General features: G+C 51.1%; 11 protein-coding genes. 9 read left to right on the plus strand and 2 right to left on the minus strand.

Annotated features, from left to right (window positions below; translation table 11 throughout):
- Window positions 1-47 precede the first annotated feature (47 nt).
- The 5 genes from ICA16_RS07495 to ICA16_RS07515 all read left to right on the plus strand — a co-directional run bounded on the left by ICA16_RS07495 (window position 48) and on the right by ICA16_RS07515 (window position 9,293).
- Window positions 48-1,532: an ATP-binding protein gene (locus ICA16_RS07495; protein WP_210700331.1), complete on the plus strand. Its 1,485-nt coding sequence runs from the start codon at window positions 48-50 to the stop codon at window positions 1,530-1,532.
- Entirely contained in the window at window positions 1,522-4,269 is a 2,748-nt protein-coding gene (locus ICA16_RS07500) for a Z1 domain-containing protein (RefSeq protein ID WP_210700332.1), read from the plus strand. The genes ICA16_RS07495 and ICA16_RS07500 overlap by 11 nt, the downstream gene beginning before the upstream one ends.
- A complete protein-coding gene (locus ICA16_RS07505) occupies window positions 4,262-5,230 on the plus strand; it encodes a PD-(D/E)XK motif protein (protein ID WP_210700333.1) in 969 nt (322 codons plus the stop codon). The genes ICA16_RS07500 and ICA16_RS07505 overlap by 8 nt, the downstream gene beginning before the upstream one ends.
- A complete protein-coding gene (locus ICA16_RS07510; protein WP_210700334.1) occupies window positions 5,223-7,286 on the plus strand; it encodes an AIPR family protein in 2,064 nt (687 codons plus the stop codon). The genes ICA16_RS07505 and ICA16_RS07510 overlap by 8 nt, the downstream gene beginning before the upstream one ends.
- Window positions 7,287-7,586: 300 nt before the next feature.
- Window positions 7,587-9,293 carry a DNA cytosine methyltransferase gene (locus ICA16_RS07515; protein ID WP_210700335.1) on the plus strand — a complete coding sequence of 569 codons (1,707 nt, stop codon included), beginning with the start codon at window positions 7,587-7,589 and terminating at the stop codon, window positions 9,291-9,293.
- Window positions 9,294-9,389: 96 nt separating this feature from the next.
- On the opposite strand, the gene ICA16_RS07520 is transcribed toward ICA16_RS07515, so the two are convergent.
- Together ICA16_RS07520 and ICA16_RS07525 are read right to left on the minus strand one after the other, a co-directional pair.
- Window positions 9,390-10,640 carry a ribonucleotide-diphosphate reductase subunit beta gene (locus ICA16_RS07520; RefSeq protein ID WP_150604290.1) on the minus strand — a complete coding sequence of 417 codons (1,251 nt, stop codon included), beginning with the start codon at window positions 10,638-10,640 and terminating at the stop codon, window positions 9,390-9,392.
- 550 nt (window positions 10,641-11,190) lie between these two features.
- Window positions 11,191-11,451, minus strand: coding sequence for a DUF2790 domain-containing protein (locus ICA16_RS07525; protein WP_150604289.1), 261 nt, complete (start codon window positions 11,449-11,451; stop codon window positions 11,191-11,193).
- Between the two features lie 449 nt (window positions 11,452-11,900).
- On the opposite strand from ICA16_RS07525, the gene acs reads away from it, so the two are divergent.
- The 4 genes from acs to ICA16_RS07545 all read left to right on the plus strand — a co-directional run bounded on the left by acs (window position 11,901) and on the right by ICA16_RS07545 (window position 16,791).
- Window positions 11,901-13,856 (plus strand): acetate--CoA ligase, encoded by a 1,956-nt coding sequence (acs, locus tag ICA16_RS07530; protein ID WP_150604288.1) that lies wholly within the window; start codon window positions 11,901-11,903, stop codon window positions 13,854-13,856.
- 685 nt (window positions 13,857-14,541) lie between these two features.
- Window positions 14,542-15,315, plus strand: coding sequence for an ABC transporter substrate-binding protein (locus ICA16_RS07535; protein WP_150604287.1), 774 nt, complete (start codon window positions 14,542-14,544; stop codon window positions 15,313-15,315).
- Between the two features lie 91 nt (window positions 15,316-15,406).
- Window positions 15,407-16,096 carry an ABC transporter permease gene (locus ICA16_RS07540; protein WP_007912702.1) on the plus strand — a complete coding sequence of 230 codons (690 nt, stop codon included), beginning with the start codon at window positions 15,407-15,409 and terminating at the stop codon, window positions 16,094-16,096.
- Window positions 16,093-16,791 (plus strand): ABC transporter permease, encoded by a 699-nt coding sequence (locus ICA16_RS07545; RefSeq protein WP_042560548.1) that lies wholly within the window; start codon window positions 16,093-16,095, stop codon window positions 16,789-16,791. The genes ICA16_RS07540 and ICA16_RS07545 overlap by 4 nt, the downstream gene beginning before the upstream one ends.
- The last annotated feature ends 1 nt before the right edge of the window (window position 16,792 follow it).

Below are 16,792 nucleotides of genomic sequence, written 5' to 3' on the forward strand. Positions count from 1 at the left end.
GTGGCCTGTTGCCATAATGCGCTTCTGAATGGGCTAAGGAGAGCGAAATGAGGATTACGAATCCCCCCCAAGCAAAGGATCTGATGGCGACTGCTCGAAGTTTCGGCAATTACGATCTATCAGCAGCTCTCGCCGACCTGATTGATAACAGTATCAAGGCCAAAGCTACTCGGGTAGACGTCACGTTTGAACCAGAAGACATCGATGTCGTGGTCAGAATTCGAGATGATGGGACGGGCATGGACTTGGAAACCCTGATAGTGGCTATGCGCCCTGCGAGCGCCAATCCGCAGGATGTACGCGAACCTGATGATCTTGGACGATTCGGTTGGGGTTTGAAGTCCGCTTCTCTGTCTCAGGCCCGAGTGCTTACAGTAGTTTCTTGGTGTGAAGGGACGATCAATGCCGCCCGATGGGATCTCGACGACATTGATGATTGGGGAATGGAGGTTTTAAAAGGATCTGACGCACAAAAATTGTTAAGTAAATCTCCAAAAGCCAAATCAGGTACGGAAATAATATGGACCCGTTCCGATCGGGTGCTTGAAAGAGATACCAGCCCTTCTTTCGATGATTCACTCACGTTTGCCATTGCACATGCTAGCCAGCGACTATCTTTAATATTTCACCGTTATTTAGCAGGAGAAGGTGAGCGTCGTTTGGCAATCTCAGTTAACGGTCGTCTACTTCGACCAATTGATCCGTTTATGATCGCACACAATGCGACGCAGACTTTAGATGCGGAAGTTATCAAAACGACAAACGGATCTGTTGTCAGTATTCAACCATATGTGTTGCCCCATTTCTCAAAACTGACAGTTGAGGAGCAAGAGAGAATTGGTGGTCCAGAGGGAATGGTCCGTAATCAAGGGTTTTATGTCTATCGAAACAAACGACTGATCATATTCGGTACTTGGTTTCGACTGGTTCCACATGGGGAACTCTCCCAGTTAACGAGGGTTAGGGTAGATCTCCCTAACACTGTTGATGCCGAATGGCGAATCACGTTAGATAAATCGGATGCTCAACTTCCGGTAGCCCTAAAACGCCGACTTCAGGAGGTCGTCAGGCGTTTTAATCGAAGATCGTACTCAGTACATAGGACAAAAGGTGTTTTACTGGATATTCCAACAATTCAGTCCGTCTGGCTTAGATATGTCAAAAATGGCCAGATCCATTACCGTATAAATCGAGCTCATCCTATGGTTATTAGTTTGATGGCCATGGATTCTACATCGGAAAATGCAGAATCCGTACTTCGATTGCTAGAGTCTTATTTTCCGACAGAAAAATTTCTTTCTGATGCAAGTAGTGGAGGGGTCAATCAATCTCCGACAACTACCGAGGAGTTTGAGTCTCTGGTCCATCAGTGTGTTCTGAACTTCATTCAAAGTAGTGATGGGGATTTGGAAGTTGATCGGTTTCTTGCGTTCATAAGAGATGTGGAACCGTTCTCGAGTCAGTGGACATACACTGAAAGCTACGTTCGAAAAAATACTGCTAAAAAATGGGGGATGAAAAATGGACTTTGATGCTGCTCTGAGTTTTCTCCGTATGGAGATTGATAAAGTTGTAAGGGGGCGATTTCCAGTTCCTCAAGGTTTTCTCGATAATCATGTCAAAGAGAGCTCAGGAATTTCAAAAATCCTCAGCGGAGATTTGGCTGAGAGACTGATTCGCCATCTTGAAACATTTTACGGAACTAGCCAAGGCGAAGGTCATGTCCTAAAGACTGATTTTGATGAGTGGTATCCTAAGCGTAAAGGCGAAATTAATTTCTACTTTTGGCGTAGATTACAAAAGTATTGGTTGGATCATTCAGTCCTCCCAGTACAAGTTGTTGGGTCGGTTGACAACGTTACTGATGAGATCGTTGGCTATCTAGGGAATCCTCAGGAGTCCAAATCATGGCGTCGTCGGGGGCTCGTGATGGGTCATGTGCAGTCCGGAAAGACTACCAACTATTCTGCACTTATCGCAAAAGCGGCAGACGCAGGCTACCGGGTAATTATAGTGCTCGCAGGTCTCACCAATTCCCTTCGGTACCAAACTCAAGTACGGCTTGATCAGACATTTGTTGGAAAGTCTTCACTTGGAGATTCTTTGGCATCAGAAATTTATCCGGTTTCTTTTGTTTTTAAGGGAATTGATGGTGAGAGTTCCGAAATACGCCATCCGTACTGTGGAACTACTCAGGCGTCCGATTTCAATGTCGGAAAAGCAACCGGTATAGGCGCGGCGGAAGGAAACTTTGCTGACCCAATTTTGTTCGTGACAAAAAAACATGACAAGGTTTTGGAACAGCTTGCTGGGTGGCTTAGGGATCTTCGCCAAGGTGGCCAGCTCGAGGGACCGATGCTACTGATTGACGATGAGGCTGATAATGCCTCCATAAATACGGCAAAGGATCCTAACGCTACTACCACAATCAATGCCCGTATTCGGGAACTCTTAGACTGCTCTAGGCGCTCAGCGTATGTTGGATATACAGCGACTCCATTCGCAAATATATTTATTGATCCAGATACAAATGACCAGATGCTCAAGGATGATCTATTTCCGGAGCATTTCATTAAATCCTTGGAGCCGCCGGAGAATTATGTCGGAGCCGATAAACTTTTCTCAGAGGGAGGTGAGCTCTACGATGTTTGCGTGAGGGCAATTCCTGATGATTATCACGATCTTTTAAAGCTCAAGCATAAGCCAGGAGATAAAGTCGAAGAACTCCCGCAAAGCCTCAAAGATGCCGTTTTCGAATATACATTGTTCCGGTGTCTGCGCACGCTTGCCGGAGAAGGAGATCGACACTCTTCAATGCTGGTGAATGTCAGCAGATTTAACGCAATTCAAAAACAAGTTCATGACGAAATTTATCGCCTACTTCAAGACTTGAAGGCAACTGCCGCGGTGTGGGCGACAAGCCCGTCGTGGGAGCGATCTGAGATTTTAAGTAACTTGCATAAAATTTGGCTTAGGGAATATGAGATCTATACTAACTTCACTTGGGACGAGGTTAGAGAAGTATTGCAGAGAGCACTATCGTCAATAGACGTGCGGCTGGTTAACATGCGTGGAGGGGGGCTGGACTATTCCAAGGCGCCTGAGACGGGGTTGCATCTAATCGCGGTCGGAGGCTTAGCTCTATCTCGCGGCCTCACTCTAGAGGGCCTCGCCGTTTCGTATGTACTCCGAAATGTCGGAGCTGCTGACACTCTCCTTCAGATGGGACGTTGGTTTGGCTATCGACCTGGATACGAAAAGCTCTGCAGAATCCACGCAACAAAAGGCATGCTTGGAGATTTTCGCGAAGTCAGTGATTCAGTTGAGGAGCTGCGAGATGATCTTGTTCGAATGGAAAGAATGGGGCTTACACCCGACCAATTTGGTCTAAAAGTTCGTCAAAGCTCGACCGGTATCGCTATCACGGCGGCGAACAAGATGCGGGCAGCAAAGCCTCTTTTGATTGCATTAGATCTATCAGCTCGTCACCTCCAAGCATACGAGTTGTTCAATAATAACGACCATAACTGCAAGCACTTTGAGGCTGTCACCTCTTTGGTGGCAACGCTAAACGCAAATTTTCCCGATAAACGTGTTGACGATGAGTCCGCGTTTGTCTGGTCAGGTATCCGCGTATCAGTCGTGAAGGAGCTACTGCAAGAATTCAAGTTGCCTCAGCTTGAGTTTGCGTTGGGAAATGAAGAAAGAAGCTTGGCTTTAGATTATATTTCTGACAGGGCAGCAAATGAGCTGGCTACTTGGGATATTGCAATTCCATTCAGAAGAAAGGGTACATCCAAATTTCCGTTAAAGATAGATGGAGCTGATACAGTCTTTTGTCGGGAGCGTCACAATGGAGTTTCAAAGTCAAATGATCCTGATGTGGTAAAAATTACTGAGAAGAACGTAGTTGCGGATGCTGCACCAAATGATCTTATGTATGGCGAGTGTAAAGATAGACTGAAATTAAATATCAAAAAATTTAGAGCGGAAGATCCGAAAATTAGTGCTGAGAAGGCTTGCTTACTTGCGAGAACTCGGCCCTTACTTCTAATACATTTGGTGGACTTTAAACTCGATGTGGATCGGGCGAATGGAAGAAGTCTTAAGTTTAAGAAGGGCTCTCCCGCCGTAACATTGAGTTTGGGTTTTCCTGATACTAATGTTCAGCCAAAACCGCGCGAATATGCTGTTTCTGTTCGAATGGCCCAGTTGCTGAAGCAGCAAATGGAAGAAACTCAAACCGATGAGGAACTGTTTGATGAGTAGTGACTTCAGCGGCAAGTGGGATGAAATTTCAACACTTGGTTATGAAGCGGGGCGCTTTCGTGTCTGTCCTGATCACCTAATTGATCTGTTCGTCGGTTTTTCGGTGGCGAGAGAGCGCGAGTTTACGTTTGAGTCTTCAATAACGAATTTTGAAGCGGAAGAGATTCCTGATTTCGAAAATCTGGAGGTGCATCTGACAGATGACCGGGGTAGAAAAAGCCTGACTTTACGATTGATGGATCGTGGGTTGACTGATCTTTTCTCGATTATATGTTGCGACCTTGCAGAAGCATCATCGGTAGCGACAACCGAAAGTGGTGCGATCCGAATATTTGTAGTTAGGCTGAGTCGGTGGGCTGAGCTGTTACGTCGTCGACGAGCCAATGAGCTTTCTTTTAAAGAGAGATTGGGGCTTCTTGGGGAGCTGAATATGTTGGTGTGGGCTATCGAAGAGTGTGGTGTCGATGCCATGTTGGCTGTTCGGGGGTGGCGAGGGCCAGAGGGCGATACCAATGATATAGGATTGAATAATTTACGCATCGAAGTTAAAGCGCAGCTTTCGACTCAACGGCAATCCCTGAAAATATCATCGTTGGATCAGCTGAACTGGGATGGTCGCAATCTATACATCGCAGCAAATCGATTCTCCCCATCTGATCAAGGGTTGAGTCTTGAATCGTTGTCTGCAGATATTTTCGTTAAGCTCGCAACCAATAGGTCTGGGGTGATGGAGTTTCAACGTAAATTGATCCTTGCTGGTTACGATTCTGATGCCAGTTACGCTGGTGATACGTACAATCTTGAAAAATTGAGTTTGTATCGTGTTACGGAGAATTTTCCACGTCTGGTGCCGAGTAATGTCCCGCATGGGGTTACCAAAGTCAGCTATGAAGTCTCCTGCGAACTAATAAGTGACTTTTTAGTACCACCTTCGGAGCTGGTGGGGCTGATCAATGATTGATATCCAAGAAGAGTACTCGCACCTACTTGAAGAGGTTCGCATAGGCAGTATCGCGGATCACGAACTTCAGGTGACGGAATTTTTTCGGATCTATTCAACTCTTGCTGCAGAGAACGGCGATACCCCGGATATGGAGTATTGTCCGATTCTCAAGGAAGGGCTGGGCGGCTACCGCATTGATGGATACGCACTTGATATTCTTGAAGGTGAGTCAACTGAGTCTGGTGATCTATATTTGGCTGTGTGTGATTACCGAAATAATGATAGTTTGCCTGCTATCAACAGCCGGGATGTAGATCGCGCTGTAGATGGGGTTGAGCGATTTTTCAAGCTTTCAACTAGTCGAAAGTTTATTGATAGCTTGGAAGAGGCTAGTCCGGCATATCAACTCGCAATTTTGATTCAGCAATATACTAGTAGGATTAGGCGGCTTCGTATCGTTTTACTCACTAATGGTCACCTACGGGTTCGCAAAAGGGTATTTGAAACGAGAGAGCTAGATAGCATGACAATGCATATCAATGTTCTCGACCTTGAACGCTACTCTAGGATTTCCTCGACTGGTGGAGAGCCCGTAGAAATAGATTTTGATGAGGATTTCGATGGGGCTGTCGAATGTCTCCCGGCTTCGGTAGGAGCTGATAATTATCAGAGTTATCTATTTGCGATCCCAGGTTCGGTATTGGCCGAAGTCTTTGCAGTGTTTAGTAATCGCTTGCTCGAACAGAACGTCAGAACCTACCTGCAGGCAAAGACCGGCGTCAATAAAGGTATCTTGCGCACTATCGCAGAAGAACCAGGGATGTTCTTCGCCTATAATAACGGGATTACTGCTACAGCGTCTTCTGTGCGGACTCGAAGGTTTGTTAATGGTGCGCTGGCGATTTCCCATATCAAGGATTTCCAGATTGTTAATGGGGGGCAGACCACTGCCTCACTGCTCTATGCCCGAGATGGCTTAGGAAGGAAGCTCGATCACGTATACGTCCAAGTAAAACTTTCTGTCGTTGATGAAGATCGGCTTGTTGATGTTGTTCCACGAATATCTGAGTATGCCAATACTCAGAACAAGGTTTCGTTGGCTGACCTTGCCTCCAATAGTCCCGTGCAAATTAGAATTGAGCGATTCTCCAAAGAGGTGTCCGTCCCACAGAAAGCAGGCGAGCTACATAGCAGTAAGTGGTTTTATGAGCGTACACGAGGGCAATACAAGAACCTCTTCTCCTACAAGATTCCGTCCGAACGAAAAAAGCTCGAACTGATGTATCCGAAGGTAAGGCTCGTTACAAAAACGGATCTTGCAAAGTATGAACTATCTTTTGATGAGCGCCCTCATCACGTCTGTGAAGGCGCTCAAAAATGTTTTAATCGCTACACGACATCTGTTCTTTCAAAGCTGGGAGATGGAACTTCGCTCAGTGAAACCTGGTTTCGTAGGGCCATGGCTAAAGCATTGTTATTCATTAGTCTGGATGAAGCCATTCAAAAGTCATCTTGGTATCAGGCTGACAGAGGCTACAAGGCTCAGATCGTCGCTTACGCTATAGCAGCATGTGCATATGGATTTCGGACTGAAAACCAGCAAATCGACTTAGATCGTATTTGGCGAGAGCAGGCTGTTCCTGCATCGTTACTCGGCTGGATGCTCGATGAGGCACGCTGCGTCGCGGATATTCTTAAAGCCCCTCCGGACAACGTCCGCAACATATCCGAATTTGCCAAGCGGGATTTTTGTTGGGATCAGCATGTTAAAGGAAAAGTAGGCTTGGTACGCGAGACGACCCTCCAGTACGGTGTTTCCATCGAGAATTTTGTCGACGAAACACGACAGGGTAATCGTGAGGCTTTTAGGAACCTTGAGGTTGACTTCGACGTTGGGTTGTTTGGCTTGGTGCCTCGAGCGAATGACATCATTATTAAGGCTAAACAGGGCGGTATTGCGTCTCCAAAGAACATAAGTGCATTGAACAAGATTGCGTCCGGTCGTCTGAATCTATCCAAAGGAGAAAAAACAGCTTTAAAGTACCTTCTAGAGCGACTGGAGATTGAATTGTGAGTACTGACGGGTGAGGCGATGGTCTTGATTTCCGGGAAGAAATAGCCGGAAAAAACGGGCGACGATACATATTTTTGATTACAATTCGGAAATGTTTCCAGAAGCTAGTCTATTTCTGCTTCCGGTGAGCACATCCCGTACTCACTAGCTCAACTGCTTGCTGATTTGCTTGAGCTGGTCGTCTCAGACGCAGATACTTGAAGCTTTGCGGATGTAACGTCGGGTTTTGATTTCCTGAGATGAATCGCTACCACGAATGCCAGCCACGTGCGAGACCTGACTTCTTTGCTGACTATGTCTATGAATGATTTCCAGATAAATCTGAATCTCCCTGAAGATGCGATTCCTGAACCTATCGGATTGCTTGCTGAGCCAATTCAGGTTGTAGATCTGTTCGCCGGGCCTGGAGGACTTGGGGAAGGCTTTACATCATCCGGCGGAGGCAATCGTTTCGAGATCGTCATTTCTGCGGAAAAAGATTCCAAAGCTTGGCAAACTCTTCGTTTGCGAGCCTTCTATCGACTGCTCAAAAAGCGCCGTCCAGATCTTCTTTTTGAATACTACAATTATTGCAACGACCCGAAAGCACCATCCATTTTCGTGCCATCTAGAGATACAGAACCCCTTTGGGACGAGGCTGCGATCGAAGCAAAATGTATTACTCTAGGCAGTGATCAAGGCAATAAAACTCTGGACGAGGCTCTGAACAATAGGCTGAAAAAAGATCGGCCGTGGGTGCTCATCGGCGGACCTCCATGTCAAGCATATTCGATCGTTGGCCGGTCGCGAAATCAGTCCAAGATCAATTACAAAGCAGAGGATGATCACCGGCATTTTTTATATAAGGAATACCTGCGCATCATCCGGGAGCGACAGCCTACGATGTTCGTGATGGAGAACGTTAAGGGTATCCTCTCTTCCAAGGTCAACAATGAGCGTATCTTTTCCAATATCCTGAGAGATCTATCAGATCCAGGACAAACTCTGCTCGAGGGGAGTGCGGAGAAAAAAAAATACCGTATCTACTCTCTTGTCACTGGTGCATCCTTCGGTCCTGGTGAGGATGTAGATAAGATAGATCCAAGAGCTTTTATTATTAGGGCCGAGGATTACGGCATTCCGCAAGCTAGACATCGAGTGATTCTATTAGGTATTGCTACAGACAGCCTGCCAGCCTCTATAGATAGGGTCAAGCTATCCACTGGAGAGTCAAAAGTGTCTGTCGGTGAGGTGCTAAGAAACTTACCTAGACTTCGAAGCGGGCTGTCAAAAACGGCGGATAGTCAAGAGGGTTGGATTGATGTTGTCCTAGAGCAACTGGATTATCTCCGAAAAAAAATCGACCCTGTTGACGTTGAGTTTTGGGGGGCGCTCCAAGATCTGTCGGAAAGCTTTGATTTTCCTAAGGCCCCGTTGAGCTCTGGCGGGAAAAGAGTGAAAAGAACGGAGGCGAGAGATGATGGCTCGACCGAAAACTCGAGTCTGGATGAATGGTATTTAGATAGAAATCTAGGTTATTGGCTCAATCATGAGTCACGCGGACATATGCCGACGGATCTGCGTAGATACCTTTTCGCTGCTGTTTACGCAAAGCTCAACGGAGTTTCACCAAAGGGGCATAAAGAGTTCTCTATAAAAGGGCTGGCTCCTGATCATAAGAATTGGAAGACAGGAAAGTTTAGCGATCGATTTAGAGTTCAGTTAGAGAATAGGTACGCAACAACGATTACCAGTCACATATCTAAAGACGGCCACTACTTTATTCACTACGATCCAACACAGTGCCGCAGTTTGTCTGTCAGGGAAGCTGCTCGTATCCAGACGTTCCCAGATAACTATTTTTTTCAAGGCAGTAGAACTGATCAGTTTCATCAAGTTGGAAACGCAGTTCCTCCATTGCTGGCGTCGAAAATTTCAAAGGTTGTGTTTGGCATTCTTTTTGATAAGGTGAAGAATTATGATGAGAGTCAAGCTTTGCAAAAACTAAGTGTAAAAGGTTCTGTCTAGGCTCGCTTGAAAATAGTTGCTGATATAAAAAAGCCCCGACAAGGTCGGGGCTTTTTAATCAAGTGGTGATTAGCAAATTGCTATTTATTCGAGTAATCAATCCCAGCTCAACGCCCCACCAGTCTGATACTCAATAACTCTCGTCTCAAAGAAATTCTTCTCTTTCTTCAAGTCCATAATCTCGCTCATCCAAGGGAACGGGTTAGTCGTCCCTGGATATTCCTCTTTCAAACCGATCTGCGACAAACGACGGTTAGCGATGAACTTCAGGTAGTCCTCCATCATCGCCGCGTTCATGCCCAACACGCCGCGAGGCATGGTGTCACGAGCGTATTCGATCTCCAGCTGCGTACCCTGCAGAATCATCTGGGTCGCTTCTTCCTTCATCTCGGCATCCCACAGGTGTGGGTTTTCGATTTTGATCTGGTTGATCACGTCGATGCCGAAGTTCAGGTGCATGGATTCGTCGCGCAGGATGTACTGGAACTGCTCGGCGACGCCGGTCATTTTGTTGCGGCGGCCCATGGAGAGGATCTGGGTGAAGCCGCAGTAGAAGAAGATGCCTTCCAGAACGCAGTAGTAGGCGATCAGGTTGCGCAGCAACTCTTTGTCGGTTTCGACGGTGCCGGTTTCGAACTTCGGATCGGAGATCGAGCGGGTGTATTTCAGGCCCCAGGTGGCTTTTTTCGCGACCGATGGGATCTCGTGGTACATGTTGAAGATCTCGCCTTCATCCATGGCCAGCGATTCGATGCAGTACTGGTAGGCGTGGGTGTGGATCGCCTCTTCGAACGCCTGGCGCAGGATGTACTGGCGGCATTCCGGGTTGGTGATCAGGCGGTACACGGCCAGCACCAGGTTGTTGGCAACCAGGGAGTCGGCGGTGGAGAAGAAGCCGAGGTTGCGCATGACGATGCGGCGCTCGTCGTCGGTCAGGCCTTCCGGGTCTTTCCAGAGGGCGATGTCGGCGGTCATGTTGACTTCTTGCGGCATCCAGTGGTTTGCGCAACCGTCCAGATACTTCTGCCAGGCCCAGTCGTACTTGAATGGCACGAGTTGGTTGAGGTCGGCGCGGCAGTTGATCATGCGCTTTTCGTCAACGGCGACGCGGGCGGAGGCGCCTTCGAGTTCGGCGAGGCCTTCGGCGACGTCGAGGGAGTTCAGTGCAGCCTTGGCGCGGGCCACGGCAGCCGAGTCACTGGCCGTCACGGCGCGTGCTTCGAGGGCGGCGGCACCGCCGGCGCTGTCGAGGCGGTCCATGTTGGCTTCAGTGGCGTGGCCGGCGTTTGCGCCTTTTGCCACGGCTACTTCACTGTCTTCTTTGTCGAATTCGTCCCAGCTCAGCATGACGTGTCGTCTCCTGCGTGAGGGCCAGATGCCCGTGTGAAAACTGAAAGGTTGGTTTTTCACACGGCCGTACTGGCCGCATTGGATCTAAAGGAATCGTTTTTTGCAGCAGCTATACGCAGGCATCAAACAGAAATTTGTACGGGGTTCCGAGAGCCTCTGATGGGCGCAGGCAACGTTGGACGCTGCTGCGGGGCTTCAGACTGGCTGTTCTCCCTGTAAGGGGATATTGCGGCCCGCTATAGGGCGGCATTATAGGGAAATTTTCACGCGCGTGGTGCGGCGAATCGGCTCACAGAACGGCCGAGAGGGGCGGTTTTTCGGTCAGAGCGAGGGTTTATGGGGCTTTGCCGGGCGAAGATTTTTTTTCGGAAATATCTCGCGAATGTCGATTTGGTCAAAAAACGAGCAAGAAATCTCGGTTTTTACTACATCTAGTGTTTTGCAAGCCTTTTGAGCACTCTCAGACACAACTGAGCCCGACCGAAGTCGGGCTGGAATTGCCCCTCGATGTTGCGCTGAGCGGTTCAATTCGGTGCAGTCTCAATCATCAATTGGTGCAGCCGTTGCCCATCACGCTGTAACGCAGGATATGACGCTGACCTTTGGAGTCGTCGTACTCCATTTTCGCCGGTACTACTTCGCAGACATTTGGAATCTCGCTCATCGATACAACGTTGGCGATGTCCAGGTGAGTCGAGTAAGTGTATTCCTCGATGATCGGTTGTTGCTGTGCGACATCAGTCGGGACCTCGTCTGCCATGGCGGTTGCGCACAGACTGCTGAGGGCCAGAACCAATAAAGCTTTCATTTCAAAGTTACCTTTTTGAGGTCGAGTGGGGTCACGCAACCTTTTTGGGGTTGCGTGTGGAGCTTGAGTAGTTGATGCATTACTTGGAGAGCTGGATTAACGGCCTTCGTGGGGGCTGTAACGTTGTTAATCGCTTTGCCTTGTTGGCGAGGTGAATTTTAGGGAGGTAGGGCAGGGGTAAACAGAGCGGGTTTTGATAAACACTTTTGGCAGATTTGGTAACAATCGCCAAAAGCCACCGCGATTCCCGTGTAGGAGCTGCCGCAGGCTGCGATCTTTTGAAGTTGCCTTTCAGGAGCAAGATCAAAAGATCGCAGCCTGCGGCAGCTCCTACAGGGGGTGTGGTGGTGGGGCGAGGGCTTGTTACTACCATCGTCGAATGGTTCTATGGCCCTCGCCCCGTTACAACAGGGTCATACAAAAACAACTATTACACCGAGGTAGGAAAGATGAGTGCGGCTTCTCTGTATCCCGTTCGTCCCGAGGTTCTGGCTAACACGCTGACTGACGAGGCGACCTACAAAGCCATGTACCAGCAGTCGGTCGTCAACCCTGACGGTTTCTGGCGCGAGCAAGCCAAGCGTCTCGACTGGATCAAACCTTTCACCACGGTGAAACAGACGTCGTTCGACGATCACCATGTCGACATCAAGTGGTTCGCCGACGGCACCTTGAACGTTTCCTACAACTGCCTCGACCGTCATCTGGCCGAGCGCGGCGATCAAATCGCGATCATCTGGGAAGGCGACGACCCGGCCGAGAGCCGCAACATCACCTACCGCGAACTGCACGAGCAAGTGTGCAAACTCGCCAACGCCCTGCGTGGTCAGGACGTACACCGCGGCGACGTGGTGACCATTTACATGCCGATGATTCCCGAAGCCGTGGTCGCCATGCTGGCCTGCACCCGGATCGGCGCGATTCACTCGGTGGTGTTCGGCGGTTTCTCGCCGGAAGCACTGGCCGGTCGCATCATCGACTGCAAATCGAAAGTGGTGATCACCGCTGACGAAGGCATCCGTGCCGGCAAGAAGATCCCGCTCAAGGCCAACGTCGACGACGCGCTGACCAACCCGGAAACCAGCAGCATCCAGAAAGTCATCGTGTGCAAGCGCACCGGCGGCGACATCAAGTGGAACCAGCATCGCGACATCTGGTACGAAGACCTGATGAAAGTGGCGGGCACCGTTTGCGCGCCGAAAGAGATGGGCGCTGAAGAAGCGCTGTTCATCCTTTATACCTCCGGCTCGACCGGCAAGCCGAAGGGCGTGCAGCACACCACTGGCGGTTACTTGCTGTACGCGGCGATGACCCACGAGCGCGTGTTCGACTATCGCCCGGGCGAAGTTTACTGGTGCACCGCCGACGTCGGCTGGGTCACCGGCCACAGCTACATCGTCTACGGCCCGCTGGCCAATGGCGCGACCACGTTGCTGTTCGAAGGCGTGCCGAACTATCCGGACATCACCCGGGTGGCGAAGATCGTCGACAAGCACAAGGTCAACATCCTCTACACGGCGCCGACCGCGATCCGCGCGATGATGGCCTCGGGTCAGGCAGCCGTTGAAGGCGCTGATGGCAGCAGCTTGCGTCTGCTGGGTTCGGTCGGTGAGCCGATCAACCCGGAAGCCTGGGACTGGTACTACAAGAATGTCGGCAAGTCGCGTTGCCCGATCGTCGATACCTGGTGGCAGACCGAAACGGGCGGCAACATGATGAGCCCGTTGCCGGGTGCGCATGCGCTGAAGCCGGGTTCGGCAGCACGTCCGTTCTTTGGTGTGGTGCCGGCGCTGGTCGACAACCTTGGCAACATTATCGAGGGCGAGGCCGAAGGCAATCTGGTGATTCTCGATTCGTGGCCGGGTCAGGCGCGTACGCTGTATGGCGATCATGACCGCTTCGTCGACACCTACTTCAAGACGTTCCGTGGCATGTATTTCACCGGTGACGGCGCACGTCGTGATGCCGATGGTTACTACTGGATCACTGGGCGTGTCGATGACGTGCTTAACGTGTCTGGCCACCGCATGGGCACGGCCGAGATCGAAAGCGCGATGGTTGCTCACCCTAAAGTTGCTGAAGCAGCGGTGGTCGGTGTGCCGCACGATATCAAGGGGCAGGGCATTTATGTTTATGTCACGTTGAAGAATGGCGAGGAACCGACCGAGCAATTGCGTCTGGAATTGAAAAACTGGGTGCGTAAAGAGATCGGGCCGATTGCTTCGCCGGACGTGATCCAGTGGGCGCCGGGGCTGCCGAAGACCCGTTCGGGCAAGATCATGCGCCGGATTCTGCGCAAGATTGCTACGGCGGAATATGACGGGTTGGGCGATATTTCGACCCTGGCGGATCCGGGTGTGGTGCAGCATTTGATTGATACGCACAAGACCATGAATGTCGCTTAAGTAGCAGGTCTGAAAAGCAGAAAGCCCTGTCCGGTTTTGCCGGGCGGGGCTTTTTGTTGGGGCAGATCAAAAGATCGCAGCCTTCGGCAGCTCCTACAGGTTCGGCGTTCATCCGCGAAAGGGGTGGCAACGCGGTCAATGTAGGAGCTGCCGAAGGCTGCGATCTTTTGATTCTGAATCACCCAACCAATAATTATCGATCTCCCCCGTAAGACATTTCCCACTGTTACCGGGCCAGATCCACGTAACCGAATGTGTAACCGCTTGCGCCGAACCGGGGCATAGGGAAACGCATCGCCCCGTTTTAGAGCCCTAAAACCCCCGGTGAAAAATAAGACATAACGCTGCGCTTGCCGGATTAGAAGGGTTTGCGAATAATAGGCCCGCAATTTGCAGCATAGATCGGTTCACAATCGTTCGCTCTTGCATGAAATTGCAGGGCTGTCAATGTGCCCAAGCGGGTTTCTCTGTGCATCTGTAATTAGTTGTCGCATTGAAGAAATATCGGCTTCGGGCCTGTCGTTAGAATGCCGATCACCCGCTCATCGTGGCTGACGTTGAAACCTGCGACGGTTTCAATGGGAAATTTCCCACCGATGCAGCAACCGATTTCCCGTTTCACCCATTCGCATATTGGGCTGTCGCTCACTCTGCCGTTTTTGCCCTTTACCGATGGAGTCCCAAGATGAAGAAACTTGTGCTGCTTGGCGCCCTGGCACTGTCCGTGCTGTCGCTGAATTCCTTCGCAGATGAAAAACCTCTGAAAATCGGTATCGAAGCGGCTTACCCTCCGTTCGCGTCGAAGTCGCCGGACGGCAGCATCGTCGGTTTCGACTACGACATCGGCAACGCCCTGTGCGAAGAAATGAAGGTCAAGTGCGTATGGGTCGAGCAAGAGTTCGACGGTCTGATCCCGGCACTGAAAGTGCGCAAGATCGACGCGATCCTGTCGTCCATGTCGATCACTGATGATCGCAAGAAGTCTGTGGACTTCACCAACAAGTACTACAACACTCCGGCCCGCCTGGTCATGAAGGCCGGCACTCAGGTCAGCGAAGGTCTGGCTGAGCTGAAGGGCAAGAACATCGGCGTGCAACGTGGTTCGATCCACGAGCGTTTCGCCCGCGAAGTCTTGGCCCCGCTGGGTGCCGAGATCAAGCCGTACGGTTCGCAGAACGAAATCTATCTGGACGTGGCCGCCGGTCGCCTCGACGGCACCGTGGCTGACGCAACCCTGCTGGATGACGGCTTCCTGAAAACCGACGCTGGCAAAGGTTTCGCCTTCGTTGGCCCGGCCTTCACCGACGTCAAATACTTCGGCGACGGCGTAGGTATCGCAGTGCGCAAGGGCGACGCCCTGAAAGACAAGATCAACACCGCTATCACGGCCATCCGTGAAAACGGCAAATACAAAGCAATCCAGGACAAGTACTTCGCCTTCGATATCTACGGCAAGTAATACGTCTCTGCGACAAGTCCGAAATGGCGCAAGCAACAGGATCTCTGAGGTTTGCGCCATTTTTTCATCCCAACTTTCGAGGACCTGAATCATGTTGAAAGGCTACGGGGCTGTCATCCTCGATGGCGCATGGCTGACGCTTCAGCTCGCCTTGTCTTCCATGGCCCTGGCCATCGTTCTCGGGCTGATCGGTGTCGCGTTGCGCCTGTCGCCGGTGCGCTGGCTGGCCTGGCTGGGCGATCTGTACTCCACGGTGATCCGCGGCATTCCCGACCTGGTGCTGATCCTGCTGATCTTCTACGGTGGCCAGGACTTGCTCAACCGCGTCGCGCCGATGCTGGGCTATGACGATTACATCGATTTGAATCCGCTGGCCGCCGGTATCGGCACCCTCGGTTTCATCTTCGGTGCGTACCTGTCGGAAACTTTCCGGGGTGCGTTCATGGCCATTCCCAAAGGCCAGGCCGAAGCGGGCATGGCGTACGGCATGAGCAGTTTTCAGGTGTTCTTCCGGGTGATGGTGCCGCAGATGATTCGTCTGGCGATTCCGGGCTTCACCAACAACTGGCTGGTACTGACCAAGGCCACCGCGCTGATTTCCGTGGTCGGTCTGCAAGACATGATGTTCAAGGCCAAGCAGGCGGCGGATGCCACCCGCGAGCCTTTCACCTTCTTCCTCGCAGTGGCGGCGATGTACCTGGTCATCACCAGCGTGTCGTTGCTGATACTGCGTCAACTTGAGAAGCGCTACTCGGTAGGCGTAAGGGCGGCTGATCTATGATCTTCGACTACAACGTCATCTGGGAGGCTCTGCCGCTGTACTTCGGCGGCCTGGTGACCACCCTCAAATTGCTCGCGTTTTCGCTGTTTTTCGGTTTGCTGGCAGCGTTGCCACTGGGCCTGATGCGCGTCTCGAAGAACCCGGTCGTCAACGGCGCCGCGTGGCTCTACACCTACGTGATTCGCGGCACGCCGATGCTGGTGCAGCTGTTTTTGATCTACTACGGTCTGGCGCAGTTCGAGGCCGTACGTGAGAGCTTCCTCTGGCCATGGCTGTCCAGCGCAACGTTCTGTGCGTGTCTGGCATTCGCGGTCAACACCAGCGCCTACACCGCTGAAATCATCGCCGGCAGCCTCAAGGCCACGCCGAATGGTGAGATCGAAGCGGCCAAGGCCATGGGCATGTCGCGCTTCAAACTGTACAAACGCATCCTGTTGCCGTCGGCCCTGCGCCGGGCGCTGCCGCAGTACAGCAACGAAGTGATCATGATGCTGCAGACCACCAGTCTGGCGTCCATCGTGACCCTGATCGACATCACCGGTGCGGCGCGTACCGTCAACGCGCAGTTCTATCTGCCGTTCGAGGCGTACATCACCGCTGGCGTATTCTACCTGTGCCTGACCTTCATTCTGGTGAAGCTGTTCAAGCTGGCCGAGCGCCGCTGGCTGAGCTACCTGGCCCCGCGGAAGCACTGAT

It is taken from the genome of Pseudomonas anatoliensis, assembly GCF_017976235.1.
Lineage (GTDB): Bacteria > Pseudomonadota > Gammaproteobacteria > Pseudomonadales > Pseudomonadaceae > Aquipseudomonas > Aquipseudomonas anatoliensis.